At 30.1% G+C, this 26,303-nt stretch carries 27 protein-coding genes; 19 read left to right on the top strand and 8 right to left on the bottom strand.

Translation table 11 applies throughout. The features are described 5' to 3' along the window. Positions 1–375: 375 nt before the first annotated feature. Entirely contained in the window at positions 376–1,674 is a 1,299-nt protein-coding gene (locus KEC48_RS10670; RefSeq protein ID WP_249191436.1) for an IS4 family transposase, read from the bottom strand. Between KEC48_RS10670 and KEC48_RS16235 the strand changes: the two genes are divergently transcribed. After that, positions 1,603–1,884: a hypothetical protein gene (locus tag KEC48_RS16235; RefSeq protein ID WP_087298203.1), complete on the top strand. Its 282-nt coding sequence runs from the start codon at positions 1,603–1,605 to the stop codon at positions 1,882–1,884. The genes KEC48_RS10670 and KEC48_RS16235 overlap by 72 nt on opposite strands. On the opposite strand, the gene KEC48_RS10665 is transcribed toward KEC48_RS16235, so the two are convergent. Both KEC48_RS10665 and KEC48_RS10660 read right to left on the bottom strand, forming a co-directional pair. After that, entirely contained in the window at positions 1,793–1,993 is a 201-nt protein-coding gene (locus KEC48_RS10665) for a 2-C-methyl-D-erythritol 4-phosphate cytidylyltransferase (RefSeq protein ID WP_129739639.1), read from the bottom strand. The two genes, KEC48_RS16235 and KEC48_RS10665, sit on opposite strands and share 92 nt — an antisense overlap. Before the next feature lie 321 nt (positions 1,994–2,314). After that, positions 2,315–2,764 (bottom strand): sigma-70 family RNA polymerase sigma factor, encoded by a 450-nt coding sequence (locus tag KEC48_RS10660; protein WP_211962200.1) that lies wholly within the window; start codon positions 2,762–2,764, stop codon positions 2,315–2,317. A 504-nt stretch (positions 2,765–3,268) separates the two neighbouring features. On the opposite strand from KEC48_RS10660, the gene KEC48_RS10655 reads away from it, so the two are divergent. From KEC48_RS10655 to KEC48_RS10640, 4 genes are all read left to right on the top strand, one after another. Continuing rightward, entirely contained in the window at positions 3,269–5,248 is a 1,980-nt protein-coding gene (locus KEC48_RS10655; protein WP_249191353.1) for an AAA family ATPase, read from the top strand. Further along, positions 5,238–5,804, top strand: a complete 567-nt coding sequence (locus KEC48_RS10650; protein ID WP_211962199.1) for a hypothetical protein — start codon at positions 5,238–5,240, stop codon at positions 5,802–5,804. Before KEC48_RS10655 ends, KEC48_RS10650 begins: the two co-directional genes overlap by 11 nt. Positions 5,805–5,959: 155 nt before the next feature. After that, positions 5,960–7,513 (top strand): IS21 family transposase, encoded by a 1,554-nt coding sequence (gene istA / locus KEC48_RS10645; RefSeq protein ID WP_211962198.1) that lies wholly within the window; start codon positions 5,960–5,962, stop codon positions 7,511–7,513. Further along, a complete protein-coding gene (locus tag KEC48_RS10640) occupies positions 7,510–7,767 on the top strand; it encodes a hypothetical protein (protein WP_211962197.1) in 258 nt (85 codons plus the stop codon). The genes istA (KEC48_RS10645) and KEC48_RS10640 overlap by 4 nt, the downstream gene beginning before the upstream one ends. Positions 7,768–7,781: 14 nt before the next feature. Here the strand turns inward: KEC48_RS10640 and istB are convergent, their stop codons facing one another. Together istB and istA (KEC48_RS10630) are read right to left on the bottom strand one after the other, a co-directional pair. Further along, positions 7,782–8,540, bottom strand: a complete 759-nt coding sequence (gene istB / locus KEC48_RS10635; protein ID WP_211961934.1) for an IS21-like element helper ATPase IstB — start codon at positions 8,538–8,540, stop codon at positions 7,782–7,784. Next, entirely contained in the window at positions 8,527–9,786 is a 1,260-nt protein-coding gene (gene istA / locus KEC48_RS10630; protein ID WP_211962196.1) for an IS21 family transposase, read from the bottom strand. The genes istB and istA (KEC48_RS10630) overlap by 14 nt, the downstream gene beginning before the upstream one ends. 85 nt (positions 9,787–9,871) lie before the next feature. Between istA (KEC48_RS10630) and KEC48_RS10625 the strand changes: the two genes are divergently transcribed. From KEC48_RS10625 to KEC48_RS10575, 12 genes are all read left to right on the top strand, one after another. After that, the gene (locus tag KEC48_RS10625; protein WP_211962195.1) at positions 9,872–10,399 is read left to right on the top strand and encodes an ATP-binding protein; all 528 of its coding nucleotides are present in this window, start codon (positions 9,872–9,874) and stop codon (positions 10,397–10,399) included. A 117-nt stretch (positions 10,400–10,516) separates the two neighbouring features. Continuing rightward, positions 10,517–11,050, top strand: a complete 534-nt coding sequence (locus KEC48_RS10620) for a hypothetical protein (protein ID WP_211962194.1) — start codon at positions 10,517–10,519, stop codon at positions 11,048–11,050. A gap of 595 nt (positions 11,051–11,645) precedes the next feature. After that, positions 11,646–12,059 carry a hypothetical protein gene (locus KEC48_RS10615; RefSeq protein ID WP_211962193.1) on the top strand — a complete coding sequence of 138 codons (414 nt, stop codon included), beginning with the start codon at positions 11,646–11,648 and terminating at the stop codon, positions 12,057–12,059. 163 nt (positions 12,060–12,222) lie between these two features. Beyond that, the gene (locus KEC48_RS10610; RefSeq protein ID WP_211962192.1) at positions 12,223–13,293 is read left to right on the top strand and encodes a DNA cytosine methyltransferase; all 1,071 of its coding nucleotides are present in this window, start codon (positions 12,223–12,225) and stop codon (positions 13,291–13,293) included. Continuing rightward, positions 13,286–14,332 (top strand): DNA cytosine methyltransferase, encoded by a 1,047-nt coding sequence (locus KEC48_RS10605; protein ID WP_211962191.1) that lies wholly within the window; start codon positions 13,286–13,288, stop codon positions 14,330–14,332. The genes KEC48_RS10610 and KEC48_RS10605 overlap by 8 nt, the downstream gene beginning before the upstream one ends. Positions 14,333–14,336: 4 nt before the next feature. Further along, the gene (locus tag KEC48_RS10600) at positions 14,337–15,812 is read left to right on the top strand and encodes a hypothetical protein (protein WP_211962190.1); all 1,476 of its coding nucleotides are present in this window, start codon (positions 14,337–14,339) and stop codon (positions 15,810–15,812) included. A gap of 255 nt (positions 15,813–16,067) precedes the next feature. Beyond that, entirely contained in the window at positions 16,068–16,190 is a 123-nt protein-coding gene (locus KEC48_RS16360; protein ID WP_283092189.1) for a hypothetical protein, read from the top strand. 5 nt (positions 16,191–16,195) lie between these two features. After that, complete coding sequence (locus KEC48_RS10595; protein WP_211962189.1) at positions 16,196–16,411, top strand: hypothetical protein; 216 nt, start codon at positions 16,196–16,198, stop codon at positions 16,409–16,411. Between the two features lie 311 nt (positions 16,412–16,722). Further along, positions 16,723–17,010, top strand: a complete 288-nt coding sequence (locus KEC48_RS10590; protein ID WP_211962188.1) for a hypothetical protein — start codon at positions 16,723–16,725, stop codon at positions 17,008–17,010. Between the two features lie 70 nt (positions 17,011–17,080). After that, the gene (locus tag KEC48_RS10585) at positions 17,081–17,299 is read left to right on the top strand and encodes a hypothetical protein (protein WP_211962187.1); all 219 of its coding nucleotides are present in this window, start codon (positions 17,081–17,083) and stop codon (positions 17,297–17,299) included. Between the two features lie 1,213 nt (positions 17,300–18,512). Next, positions 18,513–19,370, top strand: a complete 858-nt coding sequence (locus KEC48_RS10580; protein WP_211962186.1) for a MurR/RpiR family transcriptional regulator — start codon at positions 18,513–18,515, stop codon at positions 19,368–19,370. A 4-nt stretch (positions 19,371–19,374) separates the two neighbouring features. Next, the gene (locus KEC48_RS10575) at positions 19,375–20,397 is read left to right on the top strand and encodes an alpha-hydroxy-acid oxidizing protein (protein WP_087357290.1); all 1,023 of its coding nucleotides are present in this window, start codon (positions 19,375–19,377) and stop codon (positions 20,395–20,397) included. 707 nt (positions 20,398–21,104) lie between these two features. Here KEC48_RS10575 and KEC48_RS10565 read toward each other — a convergent pair. Further along, complete coding sequence (locus KEC48_RS10565; protein WP_211962005.1) at positions 21,105–21,881, bottom strand: transposase; 777 nt, start codon at positions 21,879–21,881, stop codon at positions 21,105–21,107. A gap of 305 nt (positions 21,882–22,186) precedes the next feature. Here KEC48_RS10565 and KEC48_RS10560 point away from each other — a divergent pair, with 305 nt between their 5' ends. Continuing rightward, positions 22,187–23,650: a family 1 glycosylhydrolase gene (locus tag KEC48_RS10560; RefSeq protein ID WP_205089843.1), complete on the top strand. Its 1,464-nt coding sequence runs from the start codon at positions 22,187–22,189 to the stop codon at positions 23,648–23,650. 52 nt (positions 23,651–23,702) lie between these two features. Here KEC48_RS10560 and KEC48_RS10555 read toward each other — a convergent pair whose 3' ends face one another. Continuing rightward, positions 23,703–24,581: a LysR family transcriptional regulator gene (locus KEC48_RS10555; protein ID WP_211962185.1), complete on the bottom strand. Its 879-nt coding sequence runs from the start codon at positions 24,579–24,581 to the stop codon at positions 23,703–23,705. 129 nt (positions 24,582–24,710) lie between these two features. Between KEC48_RS10555 and KEC48_RS10550 the strand changes: the two genes are divergently transcribed. After that, positions 24,711–25,643, top strand: coding sequence for an AEC family transporter (locus KEC48_RS10550; RefSeq protein WP_205089846.1), 933 nt, complete (start codon positions 24,711–24,713; stop codon positions 25,641–25,643). A 306-nt stretch (positions 25,644–25,949) separates the two neighbouring features. Here the strand turns inward: KEC48_RS10550 and KEC48_RS16230 are convergent, their stop codons facing one another. Then, positions 25,950–26,300: a Fic family protein gene (locus KEC48_RS16230; protein ID WP_249191352.1), complete on the bottom strand. Its 351-nt coding sequence runs from the start codon at positions 26,298–26,300 to the stop codon at positions 25,950–25,952. Positions 26,301–26,303: the final 3 nt, after the last annotated feature.

Below are 26,303 nucleotides of genomic sequence, written 5' to 3'. Positions count from 1 at the left end.
TAACATATGTATATTAATCAATGGTACTATTTTGGTACTAAGATATGTTATAAATAAAAATAACTAAAAGATATAAAGGTAAAATTAGGCTAAATGCGTACTTAAAAGTACTTATTAAAATTTAAATATATTCAAACTTATCATACGTTGGTGAATAATAATGATTAAAAAACCTTGATAAAATCAAGGCCAATGGAGTCAACTTAGTATATTAGACTAGGTGACTCTTTTTTTATTTCTGTAATTCTTGTGGTATGACTATATGCACTCTTTATTATTATGCAAAAAAAAGCGCATAAAGCCCCTGTTGATTTTTTTTCGTTTTTTAAAATTTTATCCCATTAAATTTATGATACAATATAATTGTATTCTTAACTACGGGGATATTGTCATAAGCACTGATTTGTATCGTCTGACTTTTGGATTGTTTCTTCCATCAAGTCTGAAGCGATAGCTTGGTGGTGAAATCATGACTCGTCCCCATCGTTGATAGTGCCTGTTTGGGCGAACAGGCACTTTTATTTTGTCTAGCATCTTCTCTATCTGTTCTATCTTCTTTTTTAGCTGTCTTTTTTTACCATTGATCATTGAAAGCAGAATGTTGACATCATGTATGATTTCATGTAGCTGTGCTATGTTGACAACATACTGTCTATTTGACTCTTTCATTTCAAGTGAACGGTTCAACTCTTTTCTCATGATTCCTGCAATATTATGAAACAGTACCTTTGCATATATATCATTTCGTGCAACATCACCATCACTGCTTATATGCCTTTCTATCTCCTGGCCTGTTTTGAGTGTCTTGTATGAAACTTCGATATCCCATCTATATGTATATAGCTCAATGATTTCCTGAGCAGAGAATTCCTCTCCTAGGTTGGTAAAGAAAATAAGCTCTTTCTGACACGCCTCTCCATGATTGTTGATATATTCAATTCTTCTTTTAATGACCCTGATTTTCATGACTGGATTATTTTCTCTCAATTCCATGGCTTCAGGTGAAAATCGGAATCTCCTTCTCCATTTTTCATCAATTTCCACCTCAATCCATTCATCATCAGATTTCATGAGCGCAACCTGCTTCTTATAGAAATTGCTTTTTCCTCTGATGATATAATGATAATCAATACACTCAAGGTGGGATATGATTTCGGCTGATCCATAATATCTGTCAGCAAGATAAATGACATCCTTTCCCTTGAATATACTTTGACTTCGATAGAGATGAGAAAACGCAAGAGGCAATTCTGAATATGGTGCAGGCCTAAGTGAAAAATCTATAAACAGACCATTAAGGACATCATAGAGTCCTCCGGCCTTGGACTGGACTTTTTTGACATCGAACATGTCAATGATATGTTGATTCTCCACAAAATGAAAATCATAGATATTATAGACATTGTATGGGATTTCCATATAGGTCCCATCTTCTGCAATCAGGAAATATCCTCTATATTTTTTAGGGAGCGACGATGTATAATAGATGGCTGAAAATCGATTGATGAGATATGAAAAAACATTTGGATTCAGCTTTCTAATGGCCTTGTTGAGAGCCTGCTTGCTTATTCTCTTCTCAAATCGATCTATGGAAGAATAAAAATGAGAGAGTTCAGCATTGGTTGTGGTTCTGTTTCTGAAGATGAAGTAATAGATGAGCGAATAGAAATTCATATTTCTATTTCTGGTAAAGTCCTGTGTTCTCTTGCGACAGAGTCTGTTTGTGATATCAGAATGAATGATAGCATTAAACTCACTGAAGATAGCAGCCAGCTGAGAAGACTTAACTACATTATTCATCATCATAGACAAGACGAGGCTTTTTCTTGGCGAAAGCAGCCTTCAGAAAAGGAACGGATTCCTCATCAACCTGCCCAAAGTTGATAAGGACACGATGTTTAGGAACGCCAGAAGAATCACGATAGGATTCAACGAGTGCGCAAAAACAGGTGTTTTTCTTACCCTTATTATTTTTGATAACTCTAACGAACATAGAAGCACCTTCTTTCTTAACTACATTATACAATAAAAGTAAAGGAAATAAGATAATAAATAGATAATTACACTTAACTACAAGTAAAAAAGATACTCTTTTATTTCCAAAAAAATAAAAAAGAGCCAACTTAGTATAATTTAATCACTTTTTAAGTGTGATTTTACATCAGTTTATTTTAACTTTCATTAACGATGAATATAGATATATAATCAATTAAAATGGTCATGTGAGAAAATATGTATCTTAATTTCAAATGATCTGTACAAATATGCAAGTAAACTAATGAGAAACTATTTTTTTAAATTGTCTATTCATCAATCAACGAATAATTATCCTTGTTAAGAACTTCTTTAAGCTTTTTAATCCTAATTGAATTGATAAATGTATTGCTGTAATGGAAACATTATCTTCCTTTGCTATCTGGATTAAGTTTTTTCCTTCTAAATAATATCTTATTATTCTGGAACTTTCTTTTTTTGGAAGTTTCCTAATACAACAAAATATGTAATCCATCATTTCCTTATGCGATAAATCATTTATCATTTTATCTGTTGATAAATTTATATTAAGTGATTCATTTTCTAAATAAGGTTGACTATCTAGAGAATAATAAGACTTATGATATTTAATTTTTTGGTTATAGTTCCATTCAGCTCTTTGAAATTCAATGAAAACATTAACGATTTCTTGATCTACTTCAATAAAGTAATCGTTATTATAAAGTTCAGGATAGTATTGTTTTAGATTTATTTTGATTTTATTTGACATAAATTGACACCTCAAGAATTAAGAGGTTTAGGTGAGGAAATTTAAGTTTAAATAAATAAATCTAAGTCAAATATTTTAAATAATAAAAAAAGTGCATAAATTGCACTAAATAGACATAAAATAGCATTAATTTTCATTTGTAAAACAATAACAGCAATTATTTATAAGATAAAGGGGGATTAATATTTAGAAAAAGTATATTATAAGTAATAATTTCAAGTTTTTTGCATTTAAAACAGTAAAACATGAGAATATGTCAAAAAAAGATAAGATAGTCATAGTTGATACAGCACATTTTTGCACTGTCAACAATAAAAATTAGAATTAAAAAATAATGTAACATAACAAATAAGCACTATTTATGCATAGTGCTCATTTATTTATAGTTTTTATTAGATTACCCTACAATAGAACATGGTTTAGTTGTTCTTTTTATTTGTCTAATGATATAATAAAGGGTATCAGATACATGAAATATGTAGAAACATGTGGAGGAGAAGTTATATGTTTACATGGATACCATTTTATGAAGAATTCGCAACAAAAATACTTGATTATAAAGATAGAAGAGATGAATTGCTAAAAAAGATGGAAGAGGTATTTAACGATATTACACTAAAATATCCTTATGTATATCATGAAGAAAAAATAACTGATATTGATCCAATTGGTATTTTTGGATGTTTTAACAGAGGAATCAGTGATGAAAATAGGGTAGCTATATTAGTAAAATTAAAATCAGTTTTTAATATAGAATCTATAGTCCCAGAAGACTTTAATGGTATACCTGTTTTCAACAATTTAAATATATGGTTAAACAGCGATTCTGCTGAATGTGATATTTACTGGAAATTCTTTGAAATAGCATTAAAATACTCTGATAATAATGATCTGTTATTAAAAGATGAATTCATTAAATATTTTGATCAAGTTATGGCAATGAAGAACGGAAAATGGAGAATTACCATAGGATTATATTGGGCTAGGCCTTATAAATATATCAATTTGGATCAGACAAATAGATCGTTTTTAAAAGATGAAAGTAAAGTTGGTAAAGAAATATATCATTTATTTAAGCCTTTGATAAAAAAAATACCAAATGGAAAAGATTATATCAATGCCTGTGAGTCTGTGAAAGATTTATTTAAGAATGAAATGCTTTCTTTCAACAACATACCTGAGTTTTCTTATTATGCATGGCAACAGAATATCGATGTTAGTCAAGATGGATGGTGGCCATCAATTAACGAATATAGTCCTGGTTTTGAGGCTGAAGAATGGGTTGATATTTTAAAAGACCCTGATATAACGTTTGAAAATAATTTGATTATCCTTTCCAGACTTAAAGAAAATGGTGGACAAGCAACCTGTAAAGAACTTGCTGATAAATATGGCGAGACATTTAACTATTATAACAGCGGGTCATCAAGTTATGCTAAAAGAATTGCAGAGAAAACAAATTGTCCAGTTCCTTTTGAAAAAACTGAAAATAGTAAATGGTGGCCTATACTTTATGTAGGGAAAGATGCTGATAAGCAACAAAAAGGGAACTATATTTGGAAGTTAAGGGATGAGCTTTCTAAAGCTTTAGATATTGTTTTAAACGAGGAGGAACAGGGAAAATCAGTTAAATATGATAAAAAACAGTTCTTAAACGAAGTGTTTATAGATGAAAGTAAATTGAATGCGTTGACTCATCTATTGAAAAAGAAAAAGAATATCATTCTTCAAGGTGCTCCAGGAACTGGAAAAACATTTACTGCAAAAAGAATAGCTTATGTCTTGATGGGCGAGAAGAGGGATAATCATATAAAAATCATTCAGTTTCATCAAAATTATTCCTATGAAGATTTTGTTATGGGATATAAACCTGTTGATGGTGGGTTTCAATTGCAGAAAGGTGTATTTTATGAATTCTGCAATAAGGCATCTAAAAAACCAAAAGAAGATTATTTTTTTATCATCGATGAAATTAACAGAGGAAATCTAAGTAAAATATTTGGAGAACTGCTGCAGCTTATTGAAAAAGATTATCGAAATAAACCGATTACTTTAGCTTACAACAAAAAGGAATTCTTTGTTCCTGATAATGTTTATATCATTGGTATGATGAATACAGCGGATCGTTCTCTTGCTTTAATTGATTATGCATTAAGAAGACGTTTTTCATTTGTAGAAATGTTGTCTGGATTTGATTCAAATGGTTTTGTTAAGTATCAGGAAGAGAAGAATAATCATGCTTTTAATATGCTAATTGATAAAGTCAAAGAACTTAATGATACTATTACAAAAGACAGTTCACTGGGAAGCGGTTTTTGTATAGGACATAGTTATTTTATAACCAATGATGTCATAGATGATGAATGGATTCAAGAAGTTATTGAATACGATCTCCTACCAACATTGAAGGAATACTGGTTTGATAATGAAAAGATGTATAACACATGGGAAAAAGCATTGAAAGAGGTCATCAATGATTATTGATAAGCAAACTATATACATTAAAAATATTTATTATATGCTGACATATGCTTTCTCAGTTTTGAAAGAAACAAATTATGAAAGTCTTTCAGGAGAGGATTTTCACAATGTGTATGATCTTCTAGCAGCTGTTCTTTATCGAGCAGTTATCAAACAAATCAAGCAGGGATTGTACCATGAATATGTTAATCAAAGGGATAATTTAAATACAATTAGAGGAAAGATTGATATCAATGGTACAATTCAAAATAAAATGTTAAGAAAGCAGAGTATTTCCTGTGAATTTGATGAGTTTACCAGCAATAATAAGTATAATCAGATTATTAAAGCAACGCTTTTGCTACTGATCAAGAAGTCAGATGTTCAAAATGAAAGAAAACTGGATTTAAAAAGAGCATTGATTTATTTTAGTGGAATGGATGATATAGATACATCTTTGATTGCATGGAATAATTTAATATATACAAAGAATAATCAAACATATCAGATAATTATTAACATTTGCTATTTTATCATACAAGCTCAATTGATTATTTGCAATGAACTGCACCATCAATAGCATAAAGTGCACCACCAATTTCAACAACTACACCACTGAGATGATATTATTGAATATACGCAACTGCACCACCTTTTATATTATAGGTGGTCTTTTTTATATTATTATAATGTTGGAGACTTTGTCTCTAATATTATATGAAAGGAGCTTTTATTATGGCTGTAAAATTCAATTTGAGACTATGTTTACAATTGATTGATCGAGGCATATCCCTCAATACGATATCCAAACAATATCATATTAGTAAACATACCTCATCCAAAACAAAACATAGAATGGAGGTGCTTCAATTTGATGTCAGTACTATTGATCAGTACTCAGATGATGAGTTGGGTAAATTATTTTTCCCTGAAATGTACGAATCTGAAAACATTTATTTAGCAGTGGATTATGACTATGTTCATAAAGAATTGTCTAAGCCTGGTGTTAACTTAAAACTATTATGGAAAGAATATTGCTTGAGTGCTAAGGATGGTAAATATCCAGTAAGTTACTCAAAATATTGTAGAGGTTATGCTCAACATGTCGAAAGGCACAACTATACCAACCACATTGAACACAAACCCGGGATTCGTACAGAAATTGATTGGTCCGGGCCTACAATGCATTACATGGTTCCTTCTACTGGTGAATTGGTTAAAGTTTATCTGTTTGTCGCAACTTTACCATTTTCTCAATATTCTTATGTGGAACCTACCAAGGATATGAAAATGAATACATGGATTAACTGTAATAAACATATGTTTGAATACTTCGGTGGTTCAACAGTTAGAATTGTATGTGACAATCTTAAAACAGGTGTTGTCAGTCATCCTAAAGAAGGAGAAATCATTCTCACAGATATGTATTCTGATTTTGGAAATCATTATATGACAGCTATTATGCCTGCACAAGTCAGAAAACCTAAGCAGAAAGCGAGTGTCGAAGGTACCGTTGGCAAAATAGCTACAACCATTATTGCATCATTAAGAAATGTAGAGTTTCATTCATTCGAAGAACTTTATCAAGCAGTAAGAGAAAAGCTTGATGAGTTTAATACTACTCCATTCCAGAAAAGAGATGGAAGCAGAAAAGAAATATTTGAAGCTGTTGAAAAGCAGGCACTTAAACCACTTCCTGAAATACCTTTTGAAGTATGTCATTGGTTTTATTCCAGAAAAGTACAAGTCAATTGCCATATCACCTATCAAAAAAACTGGTATTCAGTTCCTTATGAATATGTAGGCAAATCCGTTGATCTAAAAGTGTCAGAAACAACATTGACTATTTATTATCAAAACAAGCGAATCAACATCCACAAGCTGTTTCCTGCCTATATAAAGAATAAATATTCTACCTATGAACAGGATATGCCTGAATCAGTGAAAGTAAGTGAGTGGGATGATGTGCGTATAAAAAAATGGGCGAGCAAAATCGGACCCTACACAAGAAAGGTTGTAGAGATTATATTTGAAAGATGTAAAGTTAAGGAACAGGGTTATAACCCTGCAATGAGTGTATTACATCTAAGTGATAAATATTCAAATGAAAGACTTGAATTATCCTGCCAGATAGCTTTAAGTAAATATCCATCACCTAGATATAAACATCTTAATGCCATTCTATCTAACAATCAAGATAAACTAGGAAAACAAGGAAATGCATCTGAAGAAAGAAAAACGACAGGACACCTGAGAGGTGCAGAGTTCTACGGAGGCAAATCAAAATGATAGATAATGAAACTGTAAGAAAAGCATCAGAAATTGGGATTATAGATGTTGTAGATGCCATTAAATTGATTGAAACAAATCCTGCTTATATTACTTTGACATTTGATGAAAAAATAAATATGGTCATCGACTTTGTTTATCAGCAAAGATATAACGAAACGGTAAGAAGATTAAAGAAATCGGCTAAATTACGCTATGTAGATGCAGATCTAAGAGATATTCACTATACTGATATAAAAGTCAAGATAATTTGACCAATTTGTTGCAATTAAGTGTTCTCAGTTTTTTTAGGATTTAATTTATCTTTGATTCGATAAGATGGACCTGTGATATTAAATAAATATGAATAATGAAGAATCCTGTCTAATATGGCTTTAGTTATCATTTCATCATTTCCTAATATCTGTGACCATTTATCAAATGAAATATTGCTTGTAAAAATAGTAGATCGTTTAGTATATCTTAAATCAATCAATTGAAAAAATAATTTAGCTTCCAGTGGTGTTATTTCATTAAATCCAACTTCATCAATGACTAGCAGCTTATACTTATAAAAGAGTCTTAGTTTTCTTTCTAATGTCCCCTCATTATATGCCTGTCTTAGTATATTGATTAATTTATTAAATTTAATAAAATATACACTATTTCTTCTTATAGCTACTGTATATGCAATTGCTATTGCCAAATGTGTTTTTCCAGTACCAGGGTTACCTACAAATACGATATTTGTAGCATTTTCATAAAAATCCGATTCAATAATAGATCTTATTTTTTCTTCTTTTATACCTGGCTGAAAATTAAAATCATAATCATCAACTTTTCTTAGAAAAGGAAATGCTGCTACTTTTACATTATAAAGTCTGTTATTCTCCTCTTTAGCTATCACTTCCTTATTCAGTATCTTATGCATTACATGCAGTTCTTCTTCAGCTATTTCATTATTCATTACTAATGAATTTAAATATGAATATGCTGATTTCAGTTTTAAATAATTCAATTGTTCCAGTACATCATTAGTCATTGTCATAAATTATATTCTCCAGTTCTTTTAATATTATTTGATTGCTTTCTTTAACTGCCTGCTTATCTGTTTTCTTATAATAAAGTTCATGTTCTTCTTTTATATTAAATTTATTATTAGTAATAGGATGTTTTTCAATAATTTTTCCGTTATAATATATAAGAAGTTCTTTGTTTTGGACCACTAGTCCGACACGTTTTCCAATATATTCTTGTGGTAGGGAATATTTATTGTATTTATACTGGAATAGTGATTCATTTGTAACATAGACTTCATTTAATTTAAGGTGATACCTGCTTCTGATTTCTTTGCTGGGTAACGGAAGCAGATCGCCTTTTCTTTCTAAAAGAAAATTTCTAGGAAGCCTTGTTGCCTGTGAGGAACGTTCATTATCCTCGTTATTGATTATTTCCAGTTTGTCATGTATATCAGATAATCCGCTATAATAACCGTTATAATTTTTAAGCTGATCCACTATTTTATTTTGTGTCTCAGTTTTTCCTTTGGTTTGAGGTCTATATGGCATACATGGCATAGGTGTTATTCCATAATCTTTACAGAATTCTTCAAATTTACTGTTTAATAAAGCTTTATCATCAGCTGATTTACGAGGCTTTTCTACAAATGCTTTAAGATTGTCAATGACCAGTTCTTTAGGAACACCACCGATTTCTTCAAATGCCTGGGCTAAAAATATTAACAGGTTATCAGTTGTAGGTTTTAATATTACCTGCCTGTAATTATATCTTGACCATGATAAAGTCAGAGTAGGAATATATACTACTGTCTGCGTGCCATTTTTATCTGTAAGTTTAACTTTTTCTTTCATATCGAACTGAGCCTGTTGACCAGGATTGGTTTCAAAACGTTCGATAAAAGAATCGGTTCTGTTATTTTTAAATTTACTATTGAGCTCTTCGTTATCCTTAATGTATCTGAAAAATGTCGAACGTGTACAGGTGATACCATGTTCACGTTTCATAAAATAATAAATATGATCGATATAATCAAAATTTCTCTGTTCATCACACAAATATTTGTATATAAGATCTTTATAATCATCTAAATATCTTTTTCTGTTTCTTGTTTTTTTAGGTGCGATACCGTTTAGCCTTCTGCTTAGTGTTTTTCGGCTACAGTTTAATTCTCTTGCAAGTTTAGAAACATTCAATTTAATTTCTCCTTCCTTATAGGCTCTGCTTAACATTAAAGCCTGATCCAAATTATTTATTTTAATGACTGCTGTATTCAATATAATTCACTCCTTTACAGGAAAGAATTATATCAAAAAAGATTACCCTGATTAATGCAAAGTGTAACCACTTATCTGCAACAATTTGGGTAATCTTATTTTAACTTTTATAACTGACAATCGAAGCATTACACATCAGCTGATTAGCTCACTGGCTACATGTAATTATATTACATTAAAAACCAACATCATTATTCATGGACCATGTGGTACAGGGAAAACATGGCTCTCATGTGCATTAGCAAATGAAGCGGCAAAACAAAAATATAAAATATTTTACATTAGAATGCCTGAGCTATTAGAAAAGTATAATGAACTGAGGAATATGGGTAAAAGTCTATCACAAGTAGTTAAGAAATACGCAAAATACGATCTGCTTGTATTAGATGAATGGTTAATGTATGAAATGACTGATAAAGAAAAACAGTTTATATCTGAGCTTATGGAGGTAAGACATGATAAATGTTCAACAATTTTCTGCAGTCAGTATCCATCAGGAGACTGGTATGATAAATTGCATAAATCGACATTAACAGAGGCATTGCTTGATAGAATCATTCATAATAGAATAGATGTGTATATGGGTAATGAAAACTTTAGAATCAAAAAATAATTTTTTAAAAAGGTCAATCATGTTTGGACATGATTGACTATAATTGTGTATAAATATAAGTGGTGCACTTTATGCGATTGAGGTGGTGCAGATGTCTGCGACTACCAGTGCTTTTACATGCGAATAATCACTCAATTATTAAGTGATGAATATGGACAATCAAAAATGATGAATTTCATTGATGAATTTATGCATAGATTATATGAAAAGTTCATTTTGGAATATTATAAGGAACACTATAAGTATTTAAATCCTCATGCAGCTGAGATAAAATGGCTTCTAGATGAATATGATGATGCAGAATTTTTGCCATCTATGATATCTGACATTTATCTAACTGATGGTAAAAAGATACTCATCATTGATGCAAAGTATTACAGTCATACCATGCAGGAAAAATATGGGAAGCATTCATATCACAGTAAGAACTGGTTTCAAATATTTGCTTATGTCATGCATGCTGATATTGAAAATAAATATAATGTTAAAGGAATGCTCCTTTATGCGAAAACTAATGAATCAGTTATACCAAATCAAAAGTTTGTTGATAAAGGATATGAATTTGAGTTTACAACTTTAGATCTTAACACTGATTTTAAAAAGATATGTCAGTCACTAGGTGATATAGTGAACAATTATTTTCATGTGTAAATATGATAAATAGATTAGATAATGATGTGGAATAAACAATATGTTCCACATTTTTTAGTATGCTGAGCACAACATATTCTATGTGTTGAAAGTTCACAGTTAGAGTGAAATTGTTTCCAACCAACCACTAGCCAATATCAAAGGTGTCCATCATAAAGTGGAATCTGAAAAAAGAGGATGTAAAACTTTGGTCCGACGGATAGCAATAACATATAAGGCATTTTGTGGAGGACGAGTGTGCTCCGCATCACGAAGTTCATAGGGAAATGGAAGAAGCAAGATGTAAATGTAGCGGATATATGGAGTGAAGGAGATATCAAGAACATTATATGGGTGAAAAAGTCAATTCAAAAAGAAAAGTATAGAAATAAATTCCATTTGTAAGAGAAAACACAACTAAAATTGAGTAAAAAAATAAATTCAACTTTGATGTATTTAAAGCGGAATTTAAGTTTTCACTTTAGAAAAAGGGAATATTTCAAAATTTCTTGTGTAATTATTGGTATTATTTGTTATAATTAAACTTTTGTATTTGCATATTCCAAGAGACGATTAAATTTGATATAATATGTAATTACTAGGAGTGTGATCATTAATGTTGCTAAATAGTAAGTCAATTTTGGAATGTGATGAATTTGAGGAACAGGAACATAATCAAGAAATATTAGATATTGTTGATGAAATATGTGAATTGCCTAATTATGATTGCGCAGTAGTAATTAAAAGTCTGGATCCAGCACACAAGAATGTTGAAGATAAAATAATGGCATGCTCATTATATGATTTCTTAGAAATGATTGAATATGTAGACATAAAAAATGGCGTAGATATTGAAATAGGTGATAACAATGTTTTGTATCTTATTTGCTATGGATCAACTTATACGTTAAATGAAGAGCACTACCTTGTAAAGAATAGCATAAGTATATTGCCATATGATGAAAATAGAGAATTCTTAGATTTATCATATTTGTTTATTAAAAATGATATTCAATTAAAAATTAATTAGTAATAAATATATGAAAATTATTAACAAGATATTATAGAATTATAATTGCTAAAAAATGAGAACAATGTTTAACTATTAAAGTTTAATTATTTCAAAGAATAAAATAGCTAATATACTAATTTTTAGTTTATTATTGAAGGTTGTAACTGAAGGAGGAGTGCTTATGAAAGCTATCACTTTATTTTCGAGTGCAGGTATTGATGAGGCATATTTATCAGCAATTGGAATAGATGTTATAGCAGCAAATGAGTTGTTAGTAAAAAGGGCAAAGATTCATGAATGGCTATATCCAAATTGCAAAATGATTATTGGTGATATATGTAATAAAAATGTTTTTGAAAAAATTTGCAATGAAATTGAAAAAAATAAAATAGAAATGTTAATAGCTACTCCACCATGTCAAGGAATGAGTATTGCTGGTAAAAATAAAAATAATAAAGATATGATAAATGATAAGAGAAATCATTTGATATTTAAGGTGATAGACTTAATAGAAAAATATAATTTTAAATATGTCTTAATTGAAAATGTAGCACGGTTTTTAAATGTAAAATATCCATATTCAATTGAAAATAGCATTGATTTATATACTATTGAGGAAATCTTAAATTATAAATTGAGTGATAAATATGAAATATATTGTAAGGTGTTTGATTGTGCAGATTATGGTATCCCGCAATATAGGAAAAGGGCTATAATAAGGATATATAAGAAAGGTTTGGTATGGAACGATCCAAAACCATCTAAACATATCACTGTTGAAATGGCTATAGGGTATTTACCATCATTAGAATCCGGAGAAATAAGTGAAATTCCTTACCATTATGCTAGAAAACATAATGATAAGCATATAAATTGGATGAAGCACACCCCAACAGGAGAAACGGCTTTAGATAATGAAAAATTTTATCCGACCAAAAGAGATGGGAGCAGAATTCGTGGATTTAATACATGTTACAAAAGAATGAGGTGGGATTTACCGGCACCTACCGTAACTATAAGAAGTGATGCTATTTCTTCACAAAATAATGTTCATCCTGGTAGATTATTACCTGATGGAACCTATTCTGATGCTAGGGTATTAACTATAAAAGAGCTATTTATTTTAATGTCACTTCCTAATGATTTTCAATTGCCAGAATGGCTTTCGGATACTGAAATAAGACAAATTATAGGTGAGGGAGTTCCTCCACTACTTATTAAAAAAATATTGGAGGGAATCAAACATGACTAATTTAAAAGGCCTTTCATTATTCTCTGGTGGTGGTATAGGTGAAATGTTCCTTAAAGATATAAATATAGATGTAGTTGTTGCAAATGAATTAATTCAAAAAAGAGCTTCGTTTTATTCGTATTTTCACCCAAAGACAAAAATGTTTGTCGGCGATATAAAAAAACATTATATGGAGATAATTAAAGAAGCAAAGAAAAGTGAAATTGATTTTATTATCGCAACACCTCCATGTCAAGGAATGAGTACATTAGGAAAAAAAGATTATGAAAATGATTTACGAAATTATCTTATTTATTATGTTTTAGAGGTATTAAAAAATCTAGATTTTAAATATTGTTTAATTGAAAATGTTCCCAAATTTTTAAAAATGTATTATCCATATAATAATACTCTAATGCATATAGATGATATATTGAAAGATCAATTAGGAGAAAAATATGTTATAGAATCATCAATTCTAAATGTAATGGATTATGGCGTTCCACAATGTAGGCCAAGAAGCATAATTAGAATATACAAAAAAAATCTTAGTTGGGATCTACCGAAAAAAGAAAAGGTTATTACATTAAAAGAGGCTATTGGAGACTTACCTTCTTTAGAGAGTGGAGAAGCCTCGGCAATAAAGTATCATTATGCTCCAATACATAATGAAATGCATATAAATGTTATGAAACATACTCCTGAGGGAAAAAGTGCAATGCAAAATAAAGTTTATTATCCAAAAAAAAAGAATGGTGAAAAAGTAAAAGGATTTCATAATACTTACAAGAGAATGAAATGGGATGAGCCCTGTCCTACCAGAGCTCTTAATAATGGAGCTATCAGTGGGCATAATAATGTCCATCCAGGTCGTTTGAAATCAGATGGTACATATTCGGATGCTAGAGTGTTAAGTTTATTAGAGTTATTCATTGTTTCATCAATTCCGAAAGATATTATTTATCCAAGTGATTTTTCAGATAATTTTATTAGACAAATTATAGGAGAAGGGGTACCTCCATTATTTATAAAAAAAATATTAAGTGGAATAAGAAGGTGAATATATGAATTATGATAGATCTTCAACAAAAGAAAAATGGACATTTATGAAATATATAAAAAATTTTGATCAAATTGTTTCTTATGCTATGAAGATTAGAGGAATGAAATCTCAAATAGATTCGGCATCTCTCGATGAGATACAAAAAGAGTTTGAAAATATAGGATTTTATAATCCGCGTTTTGGAAAGAGAAATAGAACAACATTAGAATGTAAAATTAGACATATTGTGTATTTTATGTTTGGGTATACAAAGAAAATAGGAGAGGATTTAAAATTTGTTTTTTCTCCATTAGGCAACTTGTTATTAGATCATTATGATAATAAAGAAGAAGTAGCCAAAATTTTTACAGCAATGCTATTTTCTATAGAGTTTCACCACCCATTTAATCATATGTCAAAAGATTTTAATCTACATCCATTCCGTATTATTTTTAAACTTTTAAAAGATAAAAGATTAGGTGGTATCTTATATAATGATGAGGTCTTCTATTATCTGGCCTTTATAAAGAAAATTGATTTTTATATTTATGAACAACTCGTACAAGATATTTTAAAATTTAGAAATATGAGTTGTATAGAAAAAATGATGCTTTTTAAAAAGGACGAATCTGTATTAGCTGATTCCTTACATTTGTGGAAATATACAGTAGGAACTTTAGAAAATGCAGGCGTACTAATTAATCATGCTACTGATGGCATAAAATATGGAAATTTAATTCAAGGTAAAGATACGAAAAGAACATACCGATTAGAATATGTTTCAATTCATCCACAAGTAGATACTTTAATAACAAAAATGTTAGAAAAATATCCTTTTAATGAAAAAACTATAATGTCACGAACTGATTTATTTAGAAGTGATAAGGTAACTGAACTATATAATTTTTATCCTGAAGAATTAATAGACGAATTGGGTATTAAAGATGATAAACAAGAAAGATTATTATCAATACTATCTATTACAAAGAAAATTGAAGAAACAAGTACCAATCAAGCTGCAGGTGACTGCTATACTTTTGAAGATGTTTTAACTCTTGCATTTAATTATTTTGCTGATGTTCGTGCAGAAAAGATAGGTGGTGCTGGAAATACTGACATTGAATGCTTATATTATAAAAATAATAAAAAATTTGATATAGAAGCAAAATCAACAAAAAATAAACTATCGTCACTTAACTCAGGAAGATTAAGATCTCATAGAAAAAGGATAGGATCGGAGTATACTATTGTCATTACCCCTGAATACATGCCTGCTGTCAAAGAAGATATTAAGAATGATGATATAGTAATTATAAAATCTAGGACATTTTCAAACTTAATGTATCAATTATCTGTTAAATATGATAGAGATATTCATTATGATTTTTTAAATGAGATAATAACTCATAATTTAGGAACAGATATTTCTCCTATTATTGATAGTTTTATTTGTGATAAATTAAGTAATGCAGTTAACTCTAGTTTTCTTCAAAATTAGCTATTATAATTGTTTGATTGTTATGATATAATAAAAATTTAAACTATTATTAAATTTTAATTGTAGTGATATTTAACAAGAACCAAAAAATATTGGTTTAATAATATAGGTATAATTAAATTTGTAGATTACATATTTGAATATAATAATTAAAATTATCAATAATAGACATGTTTTTAAGATATAATTATAATTTGTACATTAGTAATCACTATTAATTTCCTTTATTATGTAAGTATTAAAGGAGATGTTATAATGGATCAGTTAATGAGAATAATGTATGATTTATATGTTGGAGATACAAACAATGATGCTATCTTTGATGATGAAAAGTATGGTGAGCTAACTGGAAAACTTGTGGATCTGGAAAAAAGCTAAAAGCAATGCTTAAGCAAAGATCTAATAGCAAAAAAGATATAGATCAAATAGTTGATGATATCTTTTTTGCTAATAATGCATTATCATCATTGTACAGGTATTATGATTTTGAACAAGGTTTTATCACCGGAATGGCAATTGGTATGATGAAATCGAGATATTTAAGTTCAGAATATATGAGTGAATTAATTGACAAATTAAATAAAATAAAAAAAATTTAAAAACAACTTAAAAACATCTTTCATTTTATCTTATATAATGAAGGGTGTTTTTTTAATCCTTTGCTAGTACATTGAAAAAAGAATAAAGGCGATATCAGTCCATACCATAGTTTTGCATTTTCGCAAATCAAATATAATGATACATACAATTAGCTTTAACTCGAGCGTGATAATGACCGTCGCAAGTCAAAGGATTGTGTAGGATAACTAAGATCCCTGCTTGATCATCATCAAATGAACGACTAATAATGGGATATGTCGTTGCTGATATTGAAACATAACATGAACTATATAAGAGGGAAGGAATTCCAATGGCTACATTATTATATTGGCCAATAGTAGATGTTGATGTTGAATCATTACCTGATCCATCATCAACACTAGAGGCTAATCAAAACGATTGCTTATATTACGAACTAGAACAATTAATAAAAGACCTAACAGTAATTCAACAAAGACGATTATATATGAAATATTATTTAGAAATGTCAAATGTGGAAATTGCTGAAGTTGAACAAGTTTCATATAGCGCTATTCGTAAATCAATTGATCAAAGTATCAGATATATAAGGAGAAAGATGTACAAGTTCATTCATTGAATTGTACCTTATTTTTATTTAAGAAGAAACTCTATAATGAGTTTATCAAGGAAAAGGAGAATTACTAAATATGGAAAAACGTGTTGAAAAAGAAATTATGACAGTAAGAGAATTCGCTAAACATACAGGTTTAAGTGAATGCTGCGTTAGAAAGTTATTAAGAGAAGAAAAAGTATTTTATATGAAGATTGGTAGCAGATATTATATTAATGCACCAAAGACAATTGACTTTCTAACACATAATCCAATTATGGATATTACATGGAAAGAACCGGTAGCCTCAGTGTAGTTTAAACAAAAGAAGAGATGTGTGGGGGTATACTCCTGCATCTCTCATTTTGCTTTTATACGTGAAAAAATAGGTAAAGATGTACCAAATTTAAGCACATCAAAAAAACAGGACCATTTTTGGTAGCTTTTACGTGAAAATGACCTATAAAACGTGTGTTTATACGTGATTCATACGTGAAAGTTTCATAAAACTTAATTAACAGTTGCACACGATAAATAAAAACAGCCCTAAAAAATATAGTTTTTCGATTTATTTTAATGATTTTGTTCCAGATAAAACGATAAATAAGTGTTTTACCTTATGTTGTTGAATAATAAGTATTAAAAAAACTTGATAAAATCAAGGCTTTTTTTGTTAATTTTAATTCACAAAATTAAATGTTGATCAAATTTATACGATAAAAATAAAGAAAAACAACCAGTATTGGAAGCTACAAAGAATTTTTTATGTTACTTTGTAAAAAGAATAGATAATTTAAAAATATGCTTTATACAGAAATTTAATTCATTTATATCAAAATATTTATTGCATATTCCTATAAAGTCATACTTTTTCCATAAAGAAATGCTACTATAAAAGTAGGAGGGAAAGTTATGGATACACACAATATAGGAAGTTTTATAATAAGATGTAGAAAGAAAAAAGAAATGACTCGAAAAGAGTTGGCAGAACAATTAGGTGTAAAAGAATAATTAGTCAAAAAATGGGAAACGAATCTGTCATTTCCCAAAGGGACAGTTTTATCTTCTTTATGTGATTGCTTAGATATACGTGTTGAAGAACTGATTTTAGGTGAACATATAGAACAAGACGAACTACTAGAAAAATCAGAACAGATTATTTTAGAACTTTATCATAAAAAGAGTGATGATGCATTTCTAACATATAAAATGATATGGTTTTTTATCCTTTTGCCTGTTGCTGTTTTTCTATTTGCATCTATACAAACAAATTCTTTCATTAATGATTGTATAAATATGCTTTTTATCTTTACACCATTTACACTTATATATGGCTTTATAAAAATAATATCTTGTCTTTTACAAAATCGAGATTATTTTAAATATTTCTTACTCACTTCATGGAGTTTATTTATACTTGTTTTCTTCTTTTTTAAATAGAAATGTAGAATATAATAAGGATAGTCTATATTTTTAATCCTGAAAAATGTTATGATATAGAGGGTGATAACATGTTATTAAAGGATAAAATGACAAGTATAACTTTGACAAGAGTAGAACAGGATATTGTTGATTATCTTCTTAGTCATCAATCTTTACTTCACAAATTATCAACGAGAGATATTGCTAAAAAGGTATATTGTTCAACTTCGGCTTTGATTCGATTAGCCCACAAATTAGGCTTTCAAGGCTATAGTCAATTGAAAGAACAATTAATCAAAGAGCAGGAATATCTTGATTCTCATTTTGATCATATTGATGCTAATATACCTTTTACAGAAGATGAAACGATGATGGGGGTTGTAGGAAGTGTTTATCAAGTTATTCAGGAAGCTATGAATGATACAATTTCCCTATTACATCATGATAGTTTGCAAAAAGCTGTAAAAATAATTAATCAATCACAACATATCTATATATTTAGTTTTAGTTCATATATATCATTGGCAACTGTTTTTCAACAAAAAATGTCAAGAGTTCATAAGCATGTTATTGTACAAAGTTGTCCGGGTGAAGACAATTATCAAGTAGATATGATGAATAAAAATGATTGTGCAATTATTATTTCATACTCAGGTGAAAATCAGACATTATTAAGTGCTTCTCGTTTGATTAAGCAGAAAAATATACCTATCATTGTTATAACGAGTCTAGGGGAGAATACATTAAGTCATGATGGAGAAGTTGTTCTTTATATGTCAACGAGAGAAAAACTGTTTTCAAAAATTGCCAATTATACTTCGGAACATTCTGTATCATTATTATTTGATATTCTTTATTCATGTTATTTCCGTTTAAAGTATCAAAAGAATTTAGAACATAAGATACATTATTCTAAATCTGTAGAACAAGAACATTTTTCATCAAATCAAATGATTAAGGAGTGAGAATATGAAAACATATGCAGATGTTTTGAAAAATGCAAGAGAGTGTATAGGACCATATTGTAAAGCGTGTCCGGAATGTAATGGAAAAGCCTGTCGTCATTGTATTCCCGGTCCAGGAGCTAAAGGTGTAGGAGATGTTGCGATTAGAAATTATGATCAGTGGAAAAAAATAAGAGTGCAAATGGATACAATTGTTGAAAACAAGGAACCGGATCTTACCCTTCATATTTTTGATCAGACATTTCGTTATCCGATTTTTGTAGGTCCAGTTGGTGCGGTTCAAACTCATTATGGTAAACAATATGATGATATTACATATAATGAAATCATGGTGTCAACTTGTGCTCAGTTAGGAATTGCTGCTTTTACAGGTGATGGACTTGATCCTCAAGTTATGATTGGTGCCTGTCAAGCTATCAAAAAAGTGCATGGTAAAGGGATTCCAACAATTAAACCTTGGAATAAAGACACGATTCAAGAAAAACTCACTTATATTCAAGAAGCATATCCTATTGCTGTTGCAATGGATATTGATGCAGCAGGTTTACCATTTTTAAAAAATATGAATCCACCTGCAGGAAGCAAAACCGTATCACAATTAAAAGACATAATATCCTTGTGTGATGCACCATTTATTGTTAAAGGAATTATGACGGTAAAAGGCGCAGTAAAAGCTAGAGAGGCAGGAGCAAGTGCTATTGTTGTTTCTAATCATGGTGGGAGAGTTTTAGATCAGACATTGTCAACAGCAGAAGTTTTAGGTGATATTGTTGATGCTGTTGGAAAAGATATGAAAGTTTTTGTTGACGGAGGTATTCGCAGTGGTGTGGATATTTTTAAAGCACTGGCTTTAGGTGCTGATGCTGTGATGATTGCTAGACCATTTGTGACAGCTTTATATGGTGGAAAAGACAAGGGTATTGAAATATATTTAAAGAAATTAGTTAGTGAATTGGAAGATACAATGAAAATGTGTGGAGCAACATCATTAAAAGATATAACACGAGATATGATTGTATGTCTTTAATTCAATCACTGTTCTAATTTAAGGCATAAAAATCAGATGAATATGAGAGCATTGTTTTAAAATGGTACAATGCTCTATTTTTTTATATTAAGTTGTGATAAAAAGATGATATGAAATAAAAGGAGCTAACTATATAAAATTCAAGTCATTTGATGAAAAAAGTTTGAAAATGTTAAATGATTTGATTATGGTAGCTCATCAATATGTAAGATCTTTGAAATGTGAATACGATTTGTGTTTTTGGGCATGACGAAAACAGCCTATGGAATAGACTTTTTTGAATACGGTTTCATTTTCTTTCTATCTCAGTAACGATGCATCAAACTGCTGATTTGTCGTTACCAGATGATAGATGACTCTCAACAGCTTCCTGATGCAATGTCCCTGCGCACAGCGATGACTTTTTCCCTGTGAGCGTTTAAGGTCGTAGTAATCCTTGAAGACCTTGTTGAACCTGATGACTGGCACAATGACCTGATATAACGTCTTTCTTAAATAGCTCGATCCCTGCTTGGTTATGGCACTATGCTTGGCTTCGTACTGACTTGATTCGTAGTGAAATGGGGCGACACCCGCTGCCTTTATTATCTTTGAAGGCTTAGAATAGTTGAAAATATCTCCATATTCTGCTAGAATTGATGTACCAGAGAAATGCGAAATTCCTGGTACGGAGATGATAGGAGAGTTTAAGTCAGTGGAAAACTCTTCTATTTTTTATCTATTTCTTTGAGCTGATCGTTAAGCAGTTCGATATGAGCTATCAAATGCTTGATCTGCATTTCATCTGCCAACGAAGAAATGCCAACAGATGTTTTTGCACTTTCCTTTAGCTTTTCAGCAGTCAGAGAAATGCGATTGCCTCTGCCGGTAATATCAAAGCATTTGCGTAAAGTTCTGATGTCAGCCTGTGCAATGGCCTTTGCACTGCCAAACTGTTTAAGAATAGACATATAGACTTTTCCATACTTGGATTTAAAAAGTGCGTTATATTCAGGGAAAACAAGATCTATGCATTTCTGCAGACGATTGGAAAGAACATTAATCTGTTCCTTGAGGGAATGATGCAACCTAGTCAGCTGCTTCTGTTCATAAAGGTCAAATTTCTTAGATGACGTCAAACGATAAGGTTTCTTGAGTTTGTTTGAGCTTAATATATCGCATATATTAAGAGTATCAAGTTTATCGTTTTTAGTGATGCCACCATCCATTCTACGATTGAGATCGGTAGTTTTAGGATTGATCAAAGCGACGCTGTAGTTCTTCTGTAAAAGAAAGCGCAATAAAGCGAAATGATAATGACCAGTATCTTCCATACCGATAAGAACGCTATCAACAGGATAGAGAGCGATCTGAGAGATAAGGAATTCAAAACCCTGAGCATTATTAGAGAAAGCGACAGGCTGAAGAATAATTTCACCAGTCAACTTGTCAACGATACTGACGAAATGCTTGTGCTTTCCAATATCAATACCAACTAATTTCATAAAAACCATCCTTTCAAATAAATTTCATGTGAAGTGGTACCCACAACACTTAGACCATAAAACCTGGTTCAAAATGCGAATTCAAAGACTCATCTAACTCATCGTTATTGAGGAATAAGTGAGTGGTCCAAACCTCCTTGAAGTAGTCAAAGCCACACGGAAAAATACAAATCCACAAACACATATTTCAATTTTACATATAAACCTAAACGTCATCAACTACGTATTAATAAAGTTGATAGAAAGGAAAAGGTATATTTTAATGACTGATAAATGAGTCAATTATAATATACCAGGTAGAAAATATGAGTTTTCCAGAAGGATTTTTATGGGGTGGGGCACTTGCAGCTAATCAATGCGAAGGTGCTTATTTAGAAGATGGTAAGGGATTATGTGTACCAGATATGATTTTGGGTGGTGATCAAAATACACCACGAACAATTTGTAAGATTATTCAAGAAGGAAAGTTTTATCCAAGCCATGAAGCGATTGATTTTTATCATCACTATAAAGAAGATATTAAATTATTTTCTGAGATGGGATTTAAGATTTTAAGACTATCTATCAATTGGGGAAGAATTTATCCTCATGGGGATGATTTAGAACCTAATGAAGCAGGACTCCAGTTTTATGAAAATGTTTTTGATGAATGTTTAAAATATGGTATTCAACCAATGGTGACTTTATCTCATTATGAGATGCCTTGGCATCTTGTTGAAAAATATCAAGGATTTTATTCAAGAGAAGTTATTGATTTCTTTATAAGATATGCGAAAACATGCTTTCAAAGATATCAACATAAAGTGAAATATTGGTTGACTTTTAATGAGATTAATGCTGGAACAATGGGAGATCCTCTTGCTAGTCTAATGGGACTTGGTTATATGACAAAAGAAGATTTACAAAGAGAACAACCATGTTCGTTTGATGAATTGAAAGATAACCCTCAACAACGTTATACAGCTTTGCATCATCAACTTGTTGCCAGTGCATTAGCAGTGATTGAAGGACATCGTATAAATAAAAATTTGATGATTGGCAATATGATTAGTCATATCACATGGTATCCTCATACATGTCATCCTCAAGATATTTTAGCGTGGCAACAAAAAGATGCATTGTTCAATGATTTTTGTGCAGATGTACAGATAAGAGGAGAATATCCAAATTATATGATAGCTTATTTAAAAAATCATCAAATAGATTTATCTTATATTCTAGAAACTGATTTAGATATTTTGAAGAAAGGAACTATTGATTTTTATACTATGTCTTACTATATTTCTAATTGTGTAAGCGCAGATCCTCATGCTGAGCATATTGGTGGCAATCTTGTTGGAGGTGTTAAAAATCCTTATCTTAAAGCAAGTGAATGGGGATGGCAGATTGATCCTCTAGGCTTAAAATACACACTAAAAGCTGTTGCAAGTCGTTATCCTCATATACCGATTATGATAGTTGAAAATGGATTTGGAGCTGTAGATAAAATAGAAAAAGATGGTAGTATTCATGATGATTATCGTATTGAATATTTTAGAGCACATATACAGGCTATGAGTGAGGCTATTGATGAAGGGGTACCTTTAATAGGATATACAAGTTGGGGACCTATTGATATAGTATCAGCGGGGACAGGACAATTTTACAAAAGATATGGATTTATTTATGTAGATAGAAATGATGATGGAACAGGGGATTTGTCAAGATATAAGAAAGATTCATTTACTTGGTATAAAAAAGTTATTGAAACAAATGGAGAGGAAATATAAATAATGAAGGTAAGGCATGAAACCTTACCTTCATGAAGCTTAGATGTCAATATTAACTGATTTCTTCCTTCAATAGTTCTAAAAATCTTTCAGCTTGTTTAGAAAAAAGATGATATTTTTTCCATGCAATATGAATACCATCCTCTAATTGTGGAGAAAGAGGTTTAAAGCATAGTAAACTATTTTCATCAGTGGAAATAATATTGTTGAAAGTTAAAGCATAACCTCCACCTTCTTCGACTAATAAAGCAGAATTATGAATCAAATTGTAAGTGACTTTAATATTCAGTTTTCTTTCATTACCACCAATCCATCCAGCAATTTCATTTTTTACAATATCCTGATCAGATAAAATAATCGGTTGATTTCTTAACATATCAGGTGTAATGGCATCATATTGAGATAAAGGATCGTCTTTTCTCATTAATACACCCATCACTTCTTTTCCTGGTAGTGTAAAATAATCATATTGAGAAAGATTGACAGGGTCAAAGAAAATACCAAAATCTAATAATCCACTCTCCAATTTATCAGCAACATCTTGAGCATTACCACTAAAAAGATGAAATTGAATTTTAGGGTGCATTTTTTGCATACTGGCAATCACACGCATAATCAGACGCATAGAAGCACTCTCCCCACCACCAATATAAATATCACCAGAAAGTTCTTCTTGATTTTTTGATAATTCACGTTCAGCTTTTTGGGTAAGACTGATAATTTCTTGAGCATATTGTTTTAGAATGATGCCATCTTTTGTGAGTGTGATTTTGCGATTACCACGAATAAATAATTGCTTTTGAAATTCATCTTCTAATTCTTTCATCTGTCTTGAAAGAGTTGGCTGTGTAATATGCAAAACTTCAGCTGCTTTAGAAATGCTTTCTTCTCTTGCGATAGCTAAAAAATATTCTAAGACTCTTATTTCCATGATTCATCACCTATTATCATTATAGCCGCATTTGCTATGCCTTACAAGTATAGGAAAATATAAAATATAAGTATTTGATATATGTTGGGTGAATTCATATAATAAAGGCAAAATGAAAGGAGAAAATATATGACAGCTTTATCAACATTATTCCCCGTATTTTTTATGATTGGTTTAGGAGTATTTGCAAGAATAAAAGGATGGATTACACCCCAACAAAAAGAGGGAGCCAACCATATTATATTTAATATTTTATTTCCTATTATGATCTTTAATGTCTTATTTACTGCCAATATATCAGTTTCGGTAATTTGGATTGTATTATATGTTTTTATCGCATTTGTATTAACAATGGTATTAGGAAAATTGTTAAGTCAGTTTACAGGAGCAAAAATGGCTCATATTTCACCCTATTTATTAACAACAACAGAAGGTGGGAATGTCGCTTTACCATTATACACATCTATCGTTGGTTTAAGTTATGCCAGCAATACAATTATTTTTGATATTGCAGGAAGCTTAATGGCTTTTGTTGTGATGCCTATTATGGTTGCAAAAGAAACATCTGGAAAAACAAGTTTTAAAGAATTATTGAAAACAATGTGTACAAATTCATTTTTGATTGCAGTAACCTTAGGGTTAATTCTTAATTTAATAGGGGGTTACACTTTTTTACAAACAACACCACTCATAGATATTTATACAAATACAATTAATCAGGCAACGGGTCCTATTGTAGGAATGATTTTATTAATTATTGGTTTTAATTTAAAAATACAAAAAGAAGCATTACCATCACTTATCAAATTATTGTGTGTAAGATTTGTATTGTTTGCAGGAATTATTGCAGGATTTTTTATCTTATTTCCATCAATGATGGCAGATCAGATTTATATGATTGCAGTTTTGATTTATTTTATGAGTCCAACAGGATTTGCTGTTCCTATGATTATATCCCCACTTAATAAAACAGAAGAAGATGAAGATTTTCAATCAGCATTTATTTCTTTATATATGGTCATTACATTAATCGTTTATGCTTTGATTGTTGTATTGATTTAACAATATCATTTTAATGGTATTTGAGGGATGCATGACATCGCCTCTTTTTCTTTTTTAAAGAAAGATGTAAACTTGTTTGATATATATTTGAACAACTATAAATATTCTATTCTTACATCCATTGTTTTCATTTAGATAATGATTTTATCAAAAGAAAAAGTAGAAATCCGTATGAAAATGATTCTTTCAATAAGTATTAGTCTATTTTAGCCTATATGAAATAAAAACTAGGAATTATTTTAATATCATTCCTAGTTAAAAAATCTATAAATTGGATTCGATGACATTGGGTTATATAACTGAGTTTTATTTCATAATTGTCTTAATGAGTTGCATCATAATATCTTTATCTTCTGGTCTTGAAGTAGCTACTAATATAGTCAAGGTTGCAAGCGTATCATTATTGATTCTTTCTATTCCATTTTTATATAAAGCATTGTTCTTATCTAAAAAATATAAAAATATCGTTGCACCTATTCTCTTGTTTCCATCAATAAAGCTATGATTCTTAACAATAAAATATAATAATGCACTGGCTTTATCTTCAAGTGTTGGATATAAGTCATTTCCGCCAAAACTTTGATAGATGGTTGATATACTACTTTTAAATGAATCATCTCTTTCAATGGCAAATTGATCTCCCTGATCTGCAAACATTGT

Origin of the sequence: Clostridium sp. C1 (assembly GCF_018223625.1) — a bacterium.
In the GTDB taxonomy this organism is placed as follows: domain Bacteria; phylum Bacillota_I; class Bacilli_A; order Erysipelotrichales; family Coprobacillaceae; genus Allocoprobacillus.
This window is presented reverse-complemented; position numbering and strand designations above follow the sequence as displayed.